The organism is Streptomyces sp. 2323.1, assembly GCF_900221035.1.
Taxonomy (GTDB): Bacteria; Actinomycetota; Actinomycetes; order Streptomycetales; family Streptomycetaceae; genus Streptomyces; species Streptomyces sioyaensis.
In genome coordinates, this window is the sequence record NZ_LT907981.1 from 5,279,911 (window position 1) to 5,296,637 (window position 16,727).

15 protein-coding genes are annotated in these 16,727 nt (G+C 70.2%); 14 read left to right on the forward strand and 1 reads right to left on the reverse strand.

All coding sequences use genetic code 11. The annotated features are described in order from the left end of the window. The first annotated feature begins 4 nt into the window (after window positions 1-4). The 6 genes from CPH93_RS22675 to CPH93_RS22700 all read left to right on the forward strand — a co-directional run bounded on the left by CPH93_RS22675 (window position 5) and on the right by CPH93_RS22700 (window position 7,375). Complete coding sequence (locus CPH93_RS22675; protein WP_231976928.1) at window positions 5-1,483, forward strand: APC family permease; 1,479 nt, start codon at window positions 5-7, stop codon at window positions 1,481-1,483. Then, window positions 1,480-2,787, forward strand: a complete 1,308-nt coding sequence (locus CPH93_RS22680) for a glutamine synthetase family protein (RefSeq protein WP_096213905.1) — start codon at window positions 1,480-1,482, stop codon at window positions 2,785-2,787. The genes CPH93_RS22675 and CPH93_RS22680 overlap by 4 nt, the downstream gene beginning before the upstream one ends. Continuing rightward, on the forward strand, window positions 2,777-3,925 hold the full coding sequence (locus tag CPH93_RS22685) for an amidohydrolase family protein (protein WP_173909867.1): 1,149 nt from the start codon (window positions 2,777-2,779) through the stop codon (window positions 3,923-3,925). The genes CPH93_RS22680 and CPH93_RS22685 overlap by 11 nt, the downstream gene beginning before the upstream one ends. After that, entirely contained in the window at window positions 3,922-5,082 is a 1,161-nt protein-coding gene (locus CPH93_RS22690) for a M20 metallopeptidase family protein (protein ID WP_096213907.1), read from the forward strand. The genes CPH93_RS22685 and CPH93_RS22690 overlap by 4 nt, the downstream gene beginning before the upstream one ends. A gap of 46 nt (window positions 5,083-5,128) precedes the next feature. Then, window positions 5,129-6,376 carry an ornithine--oxo-acid transaminase gene (rocD, locus tag CPH93_RS22695; RefSeq protein WP_096213908.1) on the forward strand — a complete coding sequence of 416 codons (1,248 nt, stop codon included), beginning with the start codon at window positions 5,129-5,131 and terminating at the stop codon, window positions 6,374-6,376. Between the two features lie 228 nt (window positions 6,377-6,604). Further along, window positions 6,605-7,375 carry a vWA domain-containing protein gene (locus tag CPH93_RS22700; protein ID WP_173909868.1) on the forward strand — a complete coding sequence of 257 codons (771 nt, stop codon included), beginning with the start codon at window positions 6,605-6,607 and terminating at the stop codon, window positions 7,373-7,375. Window positions 7,376-8,469: 1,094 nt separating this feature from the next. On the opposite strand, the gene CPH93_RS22705 is transcribed toward CPH93_RS22700, so the two are convergent. Continuing rightward, window positions 8,470-9,090 carry a TetR/AcrR family transcriptional regulator gene (locus CPH93_RS22705; protein ID WP_159395038.1) on the reverse strand — a complete coding sequence of 207 codons (621 nt, stop codon included), beginning with the start codon at window positions 9,088-9,090 and terminating at the stop codon, window positions 8,470-8,472. 133 nt (window positions 9,091-9,223) lie between these two features. On the opposite strand from CPH93_RS22705, the gene CPH93_RS22710 reads away from it, so the two are divergent. The 8 genes from CPH93_RS22710 (at window position 9,224) to fabG (ending at window position 16,692) form a co-directional block, all read left to right on the forward strand. Beyond that, window positions 9,224-10,168 carry a zinc-binding dehydrogenase gene (locus tag CPH93_RS22710; protein ID WP_096213909.1) on the forward strand — a complete coding sequence of 315 codons (945 nt, stop codon included), beginning with the start codon at window positions 9,224-9,226 and terminating at the stop codon, window positions 10,166-10,168. 69 nt (window positions 10,169-10,237) lie between these two features. Continuing rightward, window positions 10,238-10,522, forward strand: a complete 285-nt coding sequence (locus CPH93_RS22715; RefSeq protein WP_096213910.1) for an acyl carrier protein — start codon at window positions 10,238-10,240, stop codon at window positions 10,520-10,522. Beyond that, the gene (locus CPH93_RS22720) at window positions 10,512-11,768 is read left to right on the forward strand and encodes a beta-ketoacyl-[acyl-carrier-protein] synthase family protein (RefSeq protein WP_096213911.1); all 1,257 of its coding nucleotides are present in this window, start codon (window positions 10,512-10,514) and stop codon (window positions 11,766-11,768) included. Before CPH93_RS22715 ends, CPH93_RS22720 begins: the two co-directional genes overlap by 11 nt. A 71-nt stretch (window positions 11,769-11,839) precedes the next feature. After that, entirely contained in the window at window positions 11,840-12,865 is a 1,026-nt protein-coding gene (locus CPH93_RS22725) for a beta-ketoacyl synthase N-terminal-like domain-containing protein (protein WP_159395039.1), read from the forward strand. Continuing rightward, a complete protein-coding gene (locus tag CPH93_RS22730; RefSeq protein WP_096213913.1) occupies window positions 12,862-14,385 on the forward strand; it encodes an FAD-dependent oxidoreductase in 1,524 nt (507 codons plus the stop codon). Before CPH93_RS22725 ends, CPH93_RS22730 begins: the two co-directional genes overlap by 4 nt. Beyond that, complete coding sequence (locus tag CPH93_RS22735) at window positions 14,382-15,317, forward strand: AfsA-related hotdog domain-containing protein (protein WP_096213914.1); 936 nt, start codon at window positions 14,382-14,384, stop codon at window positions 15,315-15,317. The genes CPH93_RS22730 and CPH93_RS22735 overlap by 4 nt, the downstream gene beginning before the upstream one ends. Further along, complete coding sequence (locus CPH93_RS22740; protein ID WP_096213915.1) at window positions 15,314-15,985, forward strand: HAD-IA family hydrolase; 672 nt, start codon at window positions 15,314-15,316, stop codon at window positions 15,983-15,985. The genes CPH93_RS22735 and CPH93_RS22740 overlap by 4 nt, the downstream gene beginning before the upstream one ends. Further along, a complete protein-coding gene (fabG, locus tag CPH93_RS22745) occupies window positions 15,982-16,692 on the forward strand; it encodes a 3-oxoacyl-ACP reductase FabG (protein ID WP_096213916.1) in 711 nt (236 codons plus the stop codon). Before CPH93_RS22740 ends, fabG begins: the two co-directional genes overlap by 4 nt. Window positions 16,693-16,727: the final 35 nt, after the last annotated feature.

Below are 16,727 nucleotides of genomic sequence, written 5' to 3' on the forward strand. Positions count from 1 at the left end.
CGTCGTGCCCGATCATCCTCATACCTCACGCAAACTGCGCCTGTGGGAAGCCCTGGCCCTCTCCGTCGGCCTCATGGGCCCGACCCTGGCCATGGGACTCAACGGCGCCGGCGTCGCGGCCACCGTGGGCCAGGCCGTGCCGCTGGTCTTCCTGCTCGGCCTGCTCGGCGTCGGCCTCGTGGGCTACGGCTTCTGGCGGCTGACCCAGCACTTCCACCACGCCGGCTCCGTCTACGCCCTGGCCGGCGCCACCATCGGTCCCCGCGCCGGCTTCTTCGGCGGCTTCGCGCTGCTCGGCGCCTACCTCGCCTTCCTCGTGTGCACCCTGGCCGCGACCGGGGTCTTCGCCCATGCGTTTCTGCACGCGCTGGGCGTGCACTCCACCGGCCCGTGGGTGGCCGTCGCGGTCGTCGCCGCCCTGGGCGTCACCCTGCTCAACTCGCGGGACACCCGGCTCACCGCCCGCACCCTGCTGGTCGCCGAAGGCATCGGCATCGCGGCCATGCTGGTCCTCGCCGTCGTCGTCATCGGGCGCACCGGCACCGGCTCGGCACCGCGCCACCAGACCCTCGACCTGGCGGTCTTCACTCCCGGTGCGGCCTCCTGGGGCGCGATCATGACCGCGACCGTCTTCGCCTTCCTGTCCTGGGCCGGCTTCGAGGCGTGCGCCTCACTGGGCGAGGAGACCGACGACCCCAAGCGCAACATCCCGCGCGCCCTGGCGGGCAGCGTGCTGCTCACCGGTGTTCTCTATGTCCTGATGATGTTCGTCCAGACCATCGGGTTCGGCACCGACGGCGCGGGCGTGCGGCAGTTCGCCGGGTCCGAATCGGCTCTGGTGACGCTCTCCGGCAGCTACCTCGGCACCTGGTTCTCGCTCGTCGTCGCCTTCACCGCGGTCGCCTCCGCCTTCGCCGCCGCCCTCTCCTCGTCCGCCGCCGCTGCCCGCATGGTCTCCGCCCTGGCCCGCGACGGCTTCGGACCGGCCGCGCTCGCCCGCACCGATCCCGCCACCGGCTCTCCCACCAGGGCCCTGTGGCTGTGCGGCGCCGTGGCCGCCGTGTTCACGGCCGTCATGTACGGCGTGGGCACCAGCGCCTTCGACGCCTACTACTGGTACGCGACCATCGGCGTGCTGTGCGTCCTGGTCGTCTACGCCGTGGCCGGGGTCGGCGTGATCGTCTTCACCCTCTCCCGCCGCGGCCACATACCCCGCCGCGAACTCGTCATCCCGCTGGCCGGTCTGGGCTACCTCTGCTTCGTCTTCTACCAGCAGTCCACCGGTCAGAGCGCGCCCTACACCTACTTCCCCTGGATCGCCGCCGCCTGGTGCGCGACCGGTCTCGCCGTCGTCCTCCTTGCCCCCTCCCTGGCCAGGCGCATCGGCGCCCGCCTCACCAGTGAGCTGAACGGGGGGCAGGGCGACCGCCAGGAGCAGAGCCCCGAACCGCCCGCCGCCGACAGCATGAAGGTGACTCCATGACTTCCCGCACCGACGACTACGCGACCGTCTTCGTCGCCACCTGCGACCTGGCCGGCCAGGTACGGGGACGGGCCGTGCCGCCGTCCGAACACGAGGGGGTCCTGCGCAGCGGCACCGGCTGGGTTCCCGCGAACCTCGCGATCTCCTCGTTCGGACCGATCGCTCCCGACAACGTCTTCGGTTCCCGCGGTGACCTGCGGCTGCTCCCCGACCCCGGCACCGCCGCCGGCATCCCGGCCGACGGCACCACCCCGGGGATGCTGCTCTACCTCGCCGACCAACGGCTGCCGGACGGCCGGCCCTGGGCCTGCTGCCCCCGCACCTTCCTGCGCGACGCCCTCTCCGAGCTGCGCGAACGGACCGGACTGGAGGCCGTCGCCGCCTTCGAGCACGAATTCGTGCTCGACAACCTCCCCGAGAGCGCCCCGTTCTCCCTGCGGCGCTTCCGGGACGCCGAGCCGTTCGGCACCGACCTGGTGCGCCTGCTGGAACACGCCGGCCTCGAACCGGAGACCTGGATCCCCGAGTACGGCGACGGCCAGTTCGAGGTCACCCTGCGCCCGGCCCCCGCCGCGGTCGCGGCCGACCGGGCCGTCCTCCTCAAGGAACTCGTCCGCGACCTGGCCCGCCGCCGTGGTCTGCCCGTCACCTTCGCCCCCCTCCTGGACACCGACGGCGTGGGCAACGGCGTCCACCTCCACCTGAGTCTGCGCGACGCCGACGGCCGCCCCGTGCTCTACGACCCGCATCGCCCCGGCCGGCTCTCCGCCCTCGGCGCCCGCTTCAGCGCCGGCGTCCTGGCCCATGCCCCGGCCCTCACCGCGCTGACCGCACCGAGCCCGGTGTCCTTCCTGCGCCTGACCCCGAACCGGTGGAGCGCCGGCGGGGCGTTCCTGGCCGAGCGCAACCGCGAGGCGCTGCTGCGCATCTGCCCCACCACCGAGCTCGGCGGCTCCGGCCCCGCCGCCCAGTTCAACCTCGAATACCGCGCCGCCGACGCCACGGCCAACCCCTGGCTCGCCCTGGGCGTCCTGATCCGCGCCGGCCTGGCCGGCCTGACCGGGGACTACGACGAGCCCACCGTGTGGCCCGAGGACACCGACCAGTCCGTGCTCGCGATGGCGCCGCCCCTGCCCACCACGCTCGACGAGGCCCTGGAAGCCCTGGAGAAGGACGACACCGTCCGCTCCTGGTTCGACCCACAGCTTCTCGCCACCCAGCTCTCGGTCAAACGCTCCGAACTCGCCCAGCTCGACGGCCTGGACGACGCCGCACGCATTCGAAAGGTCCGACGTGTCTACTGAACGACTCCTGGCGGAGATCGACCGGCTCCCCTTGGTGGACCACCACGTCCACGGCGCCCTCCGCCACGACGCCGACCGCTCCGCCCTGGAGCAGATGCTCACCGAGTCCGACCGCCCGATCCCGCCGTGGATGACCCAGTTCGACTCGCAGATCGGCTTCGCCGTCCGCCGCTGGTGCGCCCCGGTCCTCGGCCTCGAACCGCACGCCGACCCCGAGACGTACGTCGCCCGGCGCACCGAACTCGGCACCGACGAGGTCAACCGCAGACTGCTCGACGCCTCCGGCATCGGCCACTATCTGCTGGAGACCGGCTACAAGGGCGAGGACATCCTCGACCCCCAGGGCATGGCGGCCGCCTCCGGGCGCCCCGTCGACGAGGTGGTGCGCCTGGAGACCGTACTGGAGGACGTGGCGCGCACCGGTGTCAGCGCCGCCGAACTCCCCGACCGGTTCCGGGAGACCCTGGCCGCCCGCACGGCCACCGCGGTCGGCCTCAAGAGCATCGTCGCCTACCGCCACGGCTTCGACTTCGACCCCGGCCGCCCCGAGGACCACGAGGTGATCGCCGCGGCCGGCGCCTGGCTCGCCGAGTGCGAAACCACCGGCCCCGTCCGCGTCCGCCACCCGGTGCTGCTGCGCTTCGCCCTGTGGTGCGGCGTCGACCGCGGTCTGCCGATCCAGTTGCACGCCGGATACGGCGACCCGGACGTCGAACTCCACCGCTGCGACCCGCTGTTGCTCACCCGCTTCATCAAGAACGTGGAACCGTACGGCACCGACCTGCTGCTGTTGCACTGCTACCCCTTCCAGCGCAACGCCGGCTACCTCGCCCAGGTGTTCCCGCACGTCTACTTCGATGTCGGCCTCGGCATCAACTACACCGGCATGCGCTCCGACGCCGTCATCGCCGAATCCCTGGAACTCGCCCCCTTCGCCAAGATCCTCTTCTCCTCCGACGCCTGGGGGCCGCCGGAACTGCACCATCTCGGCGCCCTGTTGTGGCGCCGCGGCATGGCCCGGACCCTCGCCGCCTGGATCGACAGCGGCGAGTGGGACCTCGACGAAGCGCTCAAGGTGGTGCACATGACCGGCCACGACAACGCCCGCCGCGTCTACCGGCTGGAGGACCGGGCATGACCGACCGCCACCTCTCCGCCCTGGCCGCCGCACTCGACGAGGAGCTCCCGGCCGCCGCGGCACTGCGCCACCGCCTCCACGCCCGCCCCTGCCTGTCCGGCGCCGAGGCCCCCGCCCGCGACCTCGTGCTCGCCGCACTGCCCGCCGGCTCCACCACCAAGGTCGCCGACACCGGCGCCGTCGTCCGGATCGGCGGCCCGGGCCCCGCCGTCGCCGTCCGCGCCGAACTCGACGCCCTCGCCGTGCAGGAGCAGACCAGCGCGCCATGGACGTCCGAACACCCCGGCCTCATGCACGCCTGCGGCCATGACGTGCACCTGGCCGCGCTCACCGCCCTCGCCCGTGCCATCGGCCGGAAGGGCGGCCCGGCCCCCCTGCTGGCCGTCCTGCAGCCCCGAGAGGAGACCTACCCCTCCGGCGCCCAGGACGTCGTCGAGGACGGCATCCTCGACCGCGAACAGTGCCGGGCGGTGATCGGGGCGCATGTGCAGCCCCTGCTGCCGGCCGGCACCGTCGCCTGCACCCCCGGCGGCGTCAACGCCTCCTCCGACGAATTCACGGTCACCGTGCACGGCCGCAGCGGCCACGCCGCCTACCCGCACCTCACCCGCGACCCCGTCGTCACCCTCGCCCATATCGTCGTCGCCCTGCAGAGCCTGGTCAGCCGCGGTACGGACCCCATGTCCCCCGTCGTCCTCAGCGTCAGCACCCTCGCGGCCGGCACCGCGGCCAACGTCATACCCGGCACCGCCGAGGCCCGCGGCACCCTGCGCGCGCTGGGCAACCGCGAGCGCGAGACCCTGCACGCACGGCTGGCCGAGGTCGCCGGACTGGTGGCGCAGGCCCACGGCTGCACCGCGCAGGTGGACATCACCCGCGGAGAGCCCGTGCTCGACAACGACCCGGCGCTGACGGCCGCCACACGACCGCTGCTCGGCCCGCTCGGCCTGCGCGTCGGTGACGACCTGCGGTCCGCCGGCTCGGACGACTTCTCCTTCTTCTGCGCGCAACTGCCGTCACTGATGCTGTTCGTGGGCACCCACGGGGGCACCGAACAGCTCCACTCGCCCACGTTCCTGCCGCCCGACGACCGCATCCGGGACGTCGCCCACGCCCTGCTCGCCGGCTACCTCGGCGCCGCGGAACTGCACACCTGACCCCCGGCGCCCCGCGCCCTTCGCCTCCCCTCCCAAGGACCGCACCATGACCACCACCGACACCCACGGCGCGCCCCACCCCGGCTCGGCGACCCAGCTCCACATGTCCCTGGCCGAGACGGCCACCGCCCACAACTACCAGCCGCTGCCCGTGGTGCTGGCCTCCGGCCAGGGCGCCTGGGTCACCGACGTCGACGGCCACCGCTACCTCGACTGCCTGGCCGGATACTCGGCCCTCAACTTCGGCCACGGCCACCCCCGGCTGACCGCCGCGGCCCAGGAGCAACTGGCCCGCCTCACCCTCACCAGCCGGGCGTTCCACAACGACCGCCTCGGCCCCTTCTGCCGCGACCTCGCCGAACTCGCCGGCATGGACCTCGTGCTGCCGATGAACACCGGTGCCGAGGCCGTCGAAGCCGCGATCAAGGTCGCCCGCAAATGGGGCTACGAGCGCAAGGGCGTCGCCCCCGACCGCGCCACCGTCATCGTCGCCGACGGCAACTTCCACGGGCGCACCACCACGATCGTCAGCTTCTCCAGCGACCCGGTCGCCCGCGACGGCTTCGGCCCCTTCACCCCTGGCTTCCGCACCGTCCCCTACGGCGACAGCGCCGCCCTGGAAGCCGCGGTCGACGAGAACACCGTGGCCGTGCTCCTCGAACCCATCCAGGGCGAAGCCGGCGTCCTCATCCCCCCGCCGGGCTACCTCCAGGCCGTACGGGACGTCTGCACCCGCGAAAACGTGCTGTTCATCGCGGACGAGATCCAGTCCGGCCTCGGCCGTACCGGCACCACCTTCGCCTGCGACGCCGAGGGGGTCACCCCGGACATCTACGTCCTCGGCAAGGCCCTCGGCGGCGGCATCGTCCCCGTCTCCGCCGTGGTCTCCCGCCACGACATCCTCGACGTCATCCGCCCCGGCAACCACGGCTCCACCTTCGGCGGCAACCCCCTGGCCGCCGCCGTCGGCCACGCCGTCGTCGAGCTGCTGCGCAGCGGCGAATACCAGGCACGCGCGGCCGAACTCGGCGAACGCCTGCGCACCCGTCTCGAAGACCTCGTCGGCCACGGCGCCATCGCCGTCAGATCCCGAGGCCTCTGGGCCGGCATCGACCTCGACCCCACCCTGATGACCGGCCGCCGAGCCTGCATGCGCCTCCTCGACCGCGGCATCCTCGCCAAGGACACCCACGGCTCCACCATCCGCCTCGCCCCACCGCTGGTCATAGAACCTGCCCAACTGGACTGGCTGTGTGACCAGTTGGGCGAAGTCCTGCCCCGGCCCGCCGGCTGACCCGCGCCGGGCAGGGCCGACAGCCTCAGTCCTGCCCGGCGGCGTTGCACCCCCGTCTCCATCGCTGTCGGCCGTACTGAAGGGACGGATGGGACCCAGGCTCTCCAGCGGTGAGCGGTTTCCGGGACCGCGCCTTCAGGGGCCGGGACCGCCCCGTACTCGTTCCGCACTGGTCCAATAAGGCCAAGTGCTCACGCAGGCCAGTTGGTTGGAGGATAATCACGGCGCATGGCCATCGACTATCGAAAGCGCCCCAACACCGGTCACGACAAGCCGCTGAGCACATCCGAGGTCATCAACCTGGAGAAGGTCGCGGCCCTGGCTCCCGAGCTGGTCAGCCTCTACAAAAGTGCCGCGGTCTCGTTGATCAAGCACGATGTCGGTGGGCAGCGGGCTGCCGTGTACCTGGTGCTGGACCGTTCCGGGAGCATGCGCCCGTACTACCGAGACGGTTCCGTGCAGCACTTGGCGGAGCAGACTCTCGCTCTGGCAGCCAACCTCGATGACGACGGAGTGGTGCCGGTCGTCTTCTTCTCGACGGATATCGGCGGGACGGCTGAGATCAGCCTCGACGCCTACCGGGACCGCATCAACCCTCTCCACAAGTCCATGGGACACATGGGGCGCACCAATTACCACGTCGCCATGCAGGCCGTCATTGACCACTACGAATCCAGCGGAGCGGACGATCCGGCGCTTGTCGTCTTCCAGACCGATGGCTCTCCCACGTCCAAGGCCGCTGCGGAACATGTGCTGTGTACGGCCGCGAAGCTGCCGATCTTCTGGCAGTTCATCGGATTCGGCGACGACGAGTTCCGCTTCCTGCACAAGCTGGACGACCTGCCGGTGCCCGGCCGCCGTGCGGTCGACAATGCCGGGTTCTTCGCCGCCGGGCAGTCACCGAAGGAACTCTCCGACGCGGAGCTCTATGACCAGTTGCTGCAGGAGTTTCCCCAATGGCTGTCCGCCGCTCGTACCGCCGGCATCGTCAAAGGCTGAGAGTCTGCCGCCCGAGAAGGCGGCCCGACCCTGTTGCTCCCGGCCCGATCGGGCACAGTGGCTGGCATCAGCCCTGGTTGAGACGGTAAGCGAGCGCCCGCCGACAGGGTTGCTTGGTCCGGTAGTCGAGGATCCGGCGTAGGCCGCACGCCATCGCACCCAATGACGACATCCCGCCGACGCAGGCGGCCGAGTGGGAGGACAACAGTCCCCGCGCTGCTGGGACCGCCTGACGGTGCCGGGAAAACTTCTCTGCGTATTCACCGCAGATACCCGCAGAGGCGCGGGGACAGCCGGGTAGCGTCGGGCTCTCCCCGCCATCACCGGGGGGCCAGCGCCTTTCTGCGTGCGGCTGACCTGCCCTGACCAGCAAACAGACCTTCCAGGGGAGGGCCTGTCCCGGCGCCCCCAACCAGCCACAATACGAAAACCGAGGTGCTCATCGAGGCCGCACCACTGAGCCTGCTCCCGGCGCACGCGAAGGTGCGCCGGGATGGGTACCGGGTGGAAACAGGGCCGACCAGCACGGCGTAGTGGGTGACTTGCCAGTGCCCGCGCCCCTCCTTGGTGGCACGGGCACTCGTGTGCTGCTGGTTGGCCCAATAGGTTCGAGTCCCTGGACGGGTTCACCGGGTTCAAGACCGCCGCTGCCGAAGAACTCCGCGGCGCGTCTCGGTGGTTCCGTCGGCGTTGACTGCGCTGAGTGCGGGCATGCCTTCCCAGCCCGCGTGCCGACGCGGGCCTACTCGGTGACCAGATGTCAAGCACTCGGGACGGTGCGCGCCTCCGCGTTGCGTGAGGCCCCCACCCGAGGCCGATCCGCAAGTCTGGAGCATTGCTCCACCCTGCCCGGCTCCCGCGGCAGCCGAAGCCCACGTGAACAGGGCCAATACCTCAAACGCCAGGGTACGAGTGCGTGAACTTCGATCTCCCCCGGCGTCACATCCTCGTCAGGGGCGCGAGATAAAGCTCGCGCCCTCGTGCGCTTCGCGCTCAGCATGCTTCATGAGTCACCCGGCCGGGATGCGGCGGGCGAAGTCCCCCGTGTCCCCCGTGATCGCCGTCAGAGCCGGACCGGCGACGTCGGAGTCGGATCAGGCCATGTTCGGGTCGGACCCGAGGTGGCTGACAAGGCCGAACGCCTCTCGTCGGATCGCGACGAGTGAGCTGATGGTGCGGTCGTTCGTTTCGCGCCAACGGCTCTGCGCGATGCGCCACGACGCCAGGAAGACGCCCACCCGCATATGGGTGATCAGGCTGTCAGGCGTGCCGTTCGCGATGACCCTGCCAAGGATGGTGCCCTCCATCTCGACGCAGTGGTCGAAGCTGTGCTTGGCCAGGGTCATGCTGCCGGACGCGAGGTCGAGGGACGCGGCGAAGTCGTCGGCCCACTGCTCCCCAGCAGTGGACAGCACATGGTCCAAGGGGCCGTTGAGGTCCGCCATGGTGGACGCCTCGGGGGGCAGCTCCTCGAGGTAGCGGTGCCACAGCTCGACTTCGGGGGCGAGGAACACCGACTGCTTCTCCGGGAAGTACCGGAAGAACGTGCTCGTGCCCACGCGGGCGTGCCGGCAGATCTGAGCCACGGTGGTCGCGTCGTAACCGGACAACGCCCCGAGTTCGCGGGCGGAGCGCACTATCTGCTGCTTGACCTCGGCTTTCTTGATGTCACGGAGGCTCTCTGCTGGGGGCTTCTGAGGGGGGGTATTCGCCATGAGGTCGACGTTAACAGAAAGTAACTGGAATCGACTCCCACTAGGCAGTGGGACCTGAGTGGGTGTATAACCCTTGTGGGACACGCTCCCAGGTGGGAGCGAGTTCATCCTTCGGAGAGGGAGTTGAGCGGCGGTGGGCGACAACCGCATGTGGGCGTTAGTGGCCGATGGCGCGGGCGGCATCGCGCCTGCCGAAGTCGAGCGTCCCGGCATCGAGGCGGGTCAGATCTTCGTCTCCGTACAGGCCTCCTCGGCGAACTTCGGCGAGATCACCGACGTCCTGCCGGGCGCTCCGCGGGGGTACGTCCCCGGCTGGGAAGCCGTCGGCACGGTCCTGGAGGCCGGCCCGGCCACCTCGCGGTTCCAGCCCGGTGACCTGGTCGGCACGCTCGGACAGATGGGCGGCTGGGCCGAGTACCGGGCGGTGGACGAGCGGCTCGCCTTCCGTCTGCCCTCGGGCAGCTCGCCGACGTCGATGGCGGTCATCGGAGTCGCCGGCGGCACCGCGATCCGGGCGATCCGCCGATTGGGGTCGACGCTGGGGGTGCGGGTCATGGTCACCGGCGCGGCCTCCGCCGTGGGTGTCTTCGCCGTCCAGCTGCTGGCCATGGCCGGTGCGTGTGTCGTCGCGGTGGACCGCAAGAGGGAACGGCATTCCCGGCACTGTGAATTGGGTGCCGAAGACGTAATCAGTACGCCGGCCGAAAATCGTGAGCCGGTCGGAGCGGTTATTGATACCGTCGGAGGCGAAGTCCTCGTTCAGGCGTTTCGGCAACTGAGCGCCAACGGCCGACTTATTGCGGTCGGCCATACTGCACGCGAGTGCGAGAAGTTTCAGTTGGGGGACTTCGAGGGGGATGACGGCCGGCACGGCCGTGTCATCGAAACGATGTACCTGCTGCAGGATGACCCGCGGCGCACACTCGCCGACGATGTCGAGTGGCTGGCCCGACGGGTCGACGACGGGGACATTCTGACTCCCGAAATCCTCGTCCAGGAGAAATCTGCTTTTGCGTCGACGGTGACGCTGAAACCCAGGCCGAATGGATGGGTGAAAACCGTCTTCAAGGTCAGTTGAAGCCGTATCGCACCCTTGGGCGGTACGGCCGATGATTTCGGCTGCCTAAAAACATCAATGGGGGATTAAATGGAAGCGAAGCTCAGCGACGAAACGATCAAGCAGGTCACCGTGGAGATCGTCGTCGACGAACTGGAGCTCGACGTCGAGCCCGACGAGGTCGACCTGACCGCGAACCTGATAGACGAGTACGAGGCCGACTCGCTCGGACTGATCCAGATTCTTGCCAGGGTGAACAAGGAACTGGCGATCCGCCTGCCGCGTGAAGAGGTCGGCGACCTGCGCACCGTGGACCAGATGGTCCGGCGGATCATCGAGCTCCGCGCCGGCGAGGAGGCCGTCAATGCTGGCTAGTACCCGCCGCGTGGTCGTCACCGGAATCGGCTGCGTCAGCAGCATCGGAACCGGTGTCGAGGATTTCACCGAGGGCATCAAGCGCGGCCAGAGCGGCATCTCGGAGATCCGCTCGTTCGACAGCAGCGACTTCACCAGCCATCTGGGTGGCGAAGTGCACGACTTCGCGCCTGAGACGATCGTCCACACGATCGACCCCGACGACTGGGGCCGGACCGCGCAGATCGCGGCCGCAGCGGCCCGGCTGGCATTACAGGACTCCGACATCGACCTGTCCGAAGACCTCCGGCTGACGACCGGGGCCATCATCGGGACGACCAACGGGGAGGCCCCCACGGTCGACACTCTGACCGGCCAGTGGCTGGACCGCGGTCCCGGCCTCATGGACGCCGCCCTGGTCAGCCTGTTGCCCGCGGGCAACATAGCTGCCGCCGTATCGGTCGAACTCGGCCTCTACGGCGAGACGATGACGATTCCGACGGCCTGTTCAGCCGCCAACTACGCCATCGGCAGCGCCGGTGACAAGATCGCTTCGGGCGAGGCGGACGTCATGTTCGCCGGCGGATCCGACAGCGTGAACCGCTTCACCCACGCCGGATTCCTCAGCCTCGGCGCCATCGCCGACGGGGTGGGACGGCCCTTCGACCGGAACCGGACGGGCATCGTCACGGCCGAGGGCGGTGCGGTGCTCATGCTGGAGGAACTGGAGCACGCCGTCCGCCGCGGCGCCCACATCTACGCCGAACTGCTCGGCTACGGGCTTTCCTGCGACGCGCACCACATCGTGCACCCGGACGCGGACAGCATCGCGAACTGCATCCGGCGGGCCCACGCCCATTCGGGGATCGACACCAGCAGCGTCGACTACATCTCCGCCCACGGCACGGGCACGCCGACCAACGACGTCACCGAAGTCACCGCCACCCGCAGCGTGTTCGGTGACGCGCACCCGCCGATGAGCTCCATCAAATCGATGCTGGGTCACACCATGGGAGCGGCCAGCGGATTCGGCGCGATCGCCTGCTGCAAGGCCATCGAAGAGTCCTTCCTGCCGCCCACGATCAACCTCGAAGAGGTCGATCCGGAGCTCGGGCCCGGCATCGACTTCGTCGCCGGGGAAGCGCGCAGCGCACAGGTGAAGGTCGCCCAGAACCACGGCTTCGCGTTCGGCGGGAACAACGCGATCACGATCTTCGGCGCCGTCGCGGATCAGCCCGTGCCCGCCGTAGCAGGGGAGTCGGTGTGATGTCCCAGGCCAGTGCACCTCGGATCACTGATATTTCTGTCCTGTCCGTCGCTGGCGTCGGCATGGAGGCCTTGCGGGAGCGCCTGAACGCGCCCGCCGCCGAAGAGCTTCCGCTGAACCCGCCGCCGCAGGCCGATGCCGGGGACTATGCCGGCATTCCCGGCGAGATCTCCGCCGTACCCTCCTTCGACATCACCGATTTCGTGCCCAAGAAGGGCACGAAGAACATCGACCGCACCACCGCGCTCGGGCTAGCGGCCAGCGCCCGGCTCAAGCAGACGCTGACCGAGCACGCCGGCATCACCGACGACTCCTGGCAGTCCACCGGTGTCGCGATGGGCAGCATGGTCGGCAGCCTCCGCAGCAGCGTCGAACTGGACTCCAGCGTGATCGAGGGGGCCGGTATCGACCTGGTCAACCCGGCCCGGTTCCCCAACACCACGATGAACTGCTGCGCCAGCCAGGTCGCGATCTGGCACTGCTTCCGCGGCCCGAACTCGACGCTCGCCAACGGCAACCTCAGCGCCGTCTCGGCCCTGCAGTACGCGGCCCGGCTGATCCACCGCGGCCATGGCCAACGGATGTGCGTGGGCGGGGTGGAGGAGCTGTCCCCGCACACGGCCTGGGGCATCCGGTCGAAGAAGATCGTGCACGACACCGTGCCCGTCAGCGAGGCCGCCGCCGTGTTCGCGCTCGAACCCGAGGGGCTCAGCCAGGCGCCCGCGCTAGCGACGGTACCGGCCTGCGCGGTGGGCTTCGCTCCCGAGCGTACGAACGCCGGCTTCGCGGACGCCCTGCGCCGGGTCGTCGTCGGAGTGCTCCGGCAGGCCGAGGTGGACGCCACCGCCGTCGATCTCGTACTGCCCGGTTCGGAGGGGACCGTGCTGGCAGAGGCCGAGCAGGCCGCGCTGGCCGGGTTCACCGCCGAGCGAGTGGACGTGCGCAAGGCGCTCGGCGAGTGCGGCAGCGCCACGGGAGCCCTGCAGGTCGCGGCGGCACTGGCGGTCGGACGGCCCGGCAGCACCGCGCTGATCACGGGGATCGACATCTCAGGTGCCGTCGGTGCGGCCGTCCTGCGGATCGGGGCGGGGACATGAGCCCTCGCATCCTGATCGTGGGCGCCGGCCCGGTTGGCCTGGCCGCGGCCGTCTCCTTACGGCTCCAGGGAGTGCCGGTCACGGTGGTCGACAAGGCCGTCACCCCGCACACCCACCCGAAGGCCGTCGTCCTGTGGCCGCGCGCGCTGGAGATCTTCGACCGTCTCGGTGTCGCCGACCGGCTGGAGGCCGCGGGCCACCCCCTCACCGGCCAGCACTACCACTCCAACGGGACCCGCGTCGCCAGCCTGACCTTCCGCAGGCTCCGGCACACCAAGTACCGGTACGCGCTGGCCATCCCGCAGCACACCACGGAGCGCGTCCTGCGGGAGCAGCTCTCCGAGCTCGACGGTTCGATCCGCGCCCACACGGAACTGACCGCGCTGCGGCAGGGCGCGGACACGGTGACGACGACGCTGGCCGACCTGGACACCGGTACCACGAGGGAAGAGACGTACGACTGGGTCATCGGGGCGGACGGCGTCCACAGCTCCGTCCGCTCCGCCACCGGTATCGGCTTCGAGGGCCAGACGTACGAGCAGACCTTCCTGCTGTCGGACGGCCCCTGCGACACCAGGCTCGCCACCGACTCCGCGCACTACTTCATGACCGACACCGGTGTGCTCGTCATGGTGCCGCTCCCGGACCAGCAGTGGCGCGCCTTCATCAGCGCACCCCGCGAGATCCCGGAGGGCGAACCGCTCGTCGACACGGTGGCGCGCGTGGTGAGCCAGCGGTCGCCGGTTCCGGTGCGGTTTCTCGACGGTCACGCGGCAGGCCGGTTCCGTATCCACCGCAAGACCGCGGAACGCGTATGGCAGGGCAGGGTCTTCCTCGTCGGGGACGCCGCGCACGCCCACAGCCCGGCGGGCGCGCAGGGCATCAACACCGGCGTGGAGGACGCGACCAGTCTGGCGTGGCGCCTCGGCGGGATCTGCCGGGGGTCGGTGCCCACCGCGGACTCCGAGCAGGTCTTCACGCAGTGGTCGGACGAGCGCCACCAGGTCGTCGCGAACGTCTTGCGTGACACGGATCTCCAGACCCGGCTGTGGGGCGTACGCGGATTCCGCCGGCGCCTGCGGGACGCGGTGCTGTACGGGGCCGAGCGCACCGGGCTGCTCGATCGCGTTGTCATTCCCCGCCAGACCCAGATCGTCCAGCGGTACAGCCCGGGCCCGGGGCAGGGGCGTTCGAAGGCTGCCGGGGTTCTGCGCAGCCATGCCCGGCTGCCGAACCTCGAGATTCCCGGTGCATCCGGTGGGACGCGCCTACACGACTTCCTGTCGCCGACCGAGCCGATCGCCCTCGAGTTCGACCCCGCGGGCACTCCGGGGCACCACACGAAGGTCCGGCGTGCGGCTGCCCAGGGATCGGGGCTCGACGTCGTATCGCTCTCCGGTCCGGCCCTTCGGTCCGCACTGGGCATCAGCCGGCGCGTCACCTGCGTGGTGCGTCCGGACGGGATCGTGGCCGAGATAGCTCCGGCCACCGCTGCCGGCAAGGGGGACGGCACACCATGACCACAGCAGTGAAGCGCATATCGCAGAAGTTGGTTCACCGCGCCAACGCGAGGGAGATCCTGGTCTCCCCGCCGAACTGGGGCGCCGAACACCGGTACCACGCCACGACGGTCACCACCGACATCAGCCCCTACTACCTGGACCACCACGGCCGGCACCGGCTCGACCTCGTGCTGATGACCGAGGCCTGCCGGCAGGCCGCGATCAGTGCGGCTCACCGGTACGAAGGTCTGCCGCTCGGTGTCGCGGCGTTCTTCAACTCCATCGACGTCCGGCTGAGCAACGTCGACATGCTGGCGAACTCCAGCAACGAGCTGATGATCACCACCTCCATGGAGGAGATGAAGCTGCGCGGCGACGGATCGCCGAAGCAGATCGTCTACTCGCAGGAGGCCGTCGTCATCGGCTCGGACAAGCCGGTGCTGAGCGCGCGGATGGCGGTCCAGGGAGTGGCCGAGGGGCGGTATCCGGACCTACGCGCCTACCAGCGCAACGGTTCCGCGGCACCGACCACCGCGTCGATGCGCGCCACCTTCCGGCGCCACCAGGACATGGCCGAGCCCGAGCGGGTCGGCCGGACGCAGACGGCCAACGTCGTTCTCGCCGGACTGCGGCGGACCGAGGACGGCGCCACCGCGATCCTCGACGCGGATCTGGCCAACGCAAGCCTGTTCGACCACGACTACGACCACTACCCGGCGATGGTGCTCATCGAGGCCGGCCGACAGCTCGCCCTGGCCTGCACGGAGCGCGCGGTGGACTGGATCATCAGCGGCTGCCATGCCGAGTTCCCGGGATTTGCCGAGCTCGACACCCAGACCGTCGTCATCGCCCGTCAGGACCGCAACCATGTCGAGGTCGTCTGCCGGCAGAACGACGTCGACGTCACCCACATGCGGTTCGAGCTGACGTCGGTGGTGGGCCAGTCGTGACGAGACTCGCGATCTGGAGCGACTTCCGCGGCGTCCTCACCCCGCCCCTGGCAGAAGGGGTGCGGCGGTTCTGCGAGGGCAGGAACTTCACGCCCGCGCAGATCCGCCGGTCGCTGCGGTCGATCGCCGAGCGCCACGGCTGCCCGGACGGCATGGCGGTGCTCGACTCGGGCGTCCTCGACGAGCGCCGCTGGACCGGGGAGATCGAGCGGGATCTGCTCGACTGCTTCGGCATCACCGCCGACCTGTCCGACTTCGCCACTCGCTGGTGGAGCGACCAGCGGCTCGACGACGCCTGGGTGGCAGCCCTGAGGGAGTGGCGGGCGGCGGGCGCCTTCGTCGGACTCCTGTCCAACCTGCCGGCCGAGTGGAGGACGCCCCTGGCCTCCTTCCCCGCCGTCGCGGACACCTTCGACGACGTGCTGCTGTCGTGCGACGTCGGAACCCGCAAACCCGAATCCGAGATATTCCGTCTCGCCGAGGCCCGCTCGGGCCTGGCCCCCCGGTTCCACGTCCTGGCCGACGACCTGCCCGAGAACGTCGCAGGCGCCCGCCAGGCCGGTTGGGCCGGCGTGCTCTCCGGCGGAGACGCGACGAAATCCGCGATCGCACTCATCGACTCGATGGTGAGCGGCGACGCGGCGATGAGTGAAGGAGTATCGCGATGAGCTCGCGATCGGCATTTGTCACCGGGGCCAACCGCGGTATCGGTGAGGCCATCGCTAGGGACCTGGCCAAGCGCGGATACCGCGTCGTGGGCACGTACCGCAGCAACCGCCCCGAGGTGGACGGCGTCTCGTTCGTCCACTGCGACGTCCGCGACCCCGAGTCGGTGGCCTCGGCCGTGCGCGAGGCGCGGGAGACGCTCGGCGAGATTGACGTCATCGTCAGCAGCGCGGGCGTCACCCAGGACGGGCTGCTGATGTCCCAGGCCCCCGACGACGTGGCCGGCGTGCTGGACACCAACCTCACGGGCGCCTTCAACCTGGTGCGCGAGGCCGTCACCGACATGGTGGCGAACAAGTGGGGCCGGATCGTGTTCGTCTCCTCGGTGATGGGCGCGTGGGGCTCGCCGGGGCAGACCAGCTACGCCGCGTCCAAGAGCGGGCTGACCGGCCTGACCCGCTCGCTCGCCTGGGAACTGGGCCGGGCGCGCGTCACCGCTAACGCCGTCCTGCCCGGCCTCATCGAGACCGAGATGATCGCCGGCCTCTCGGACCGCAGGCGCGACCAGGTCGTCTCCCAGACGCCGCTGCGCCGGACCGGTACGCCCGAGGAGGTGGCAGCTCTCGTCGGCTTCCTGGTCTCCGACGAGGCCGCGTTCATCACCGGGGCCTCGATACCAATCGGCGGCGGCATCGGGATGGGCCTGTGACCCGCCTGCCCGCCTCGCCCCCGGTAACCACAGAA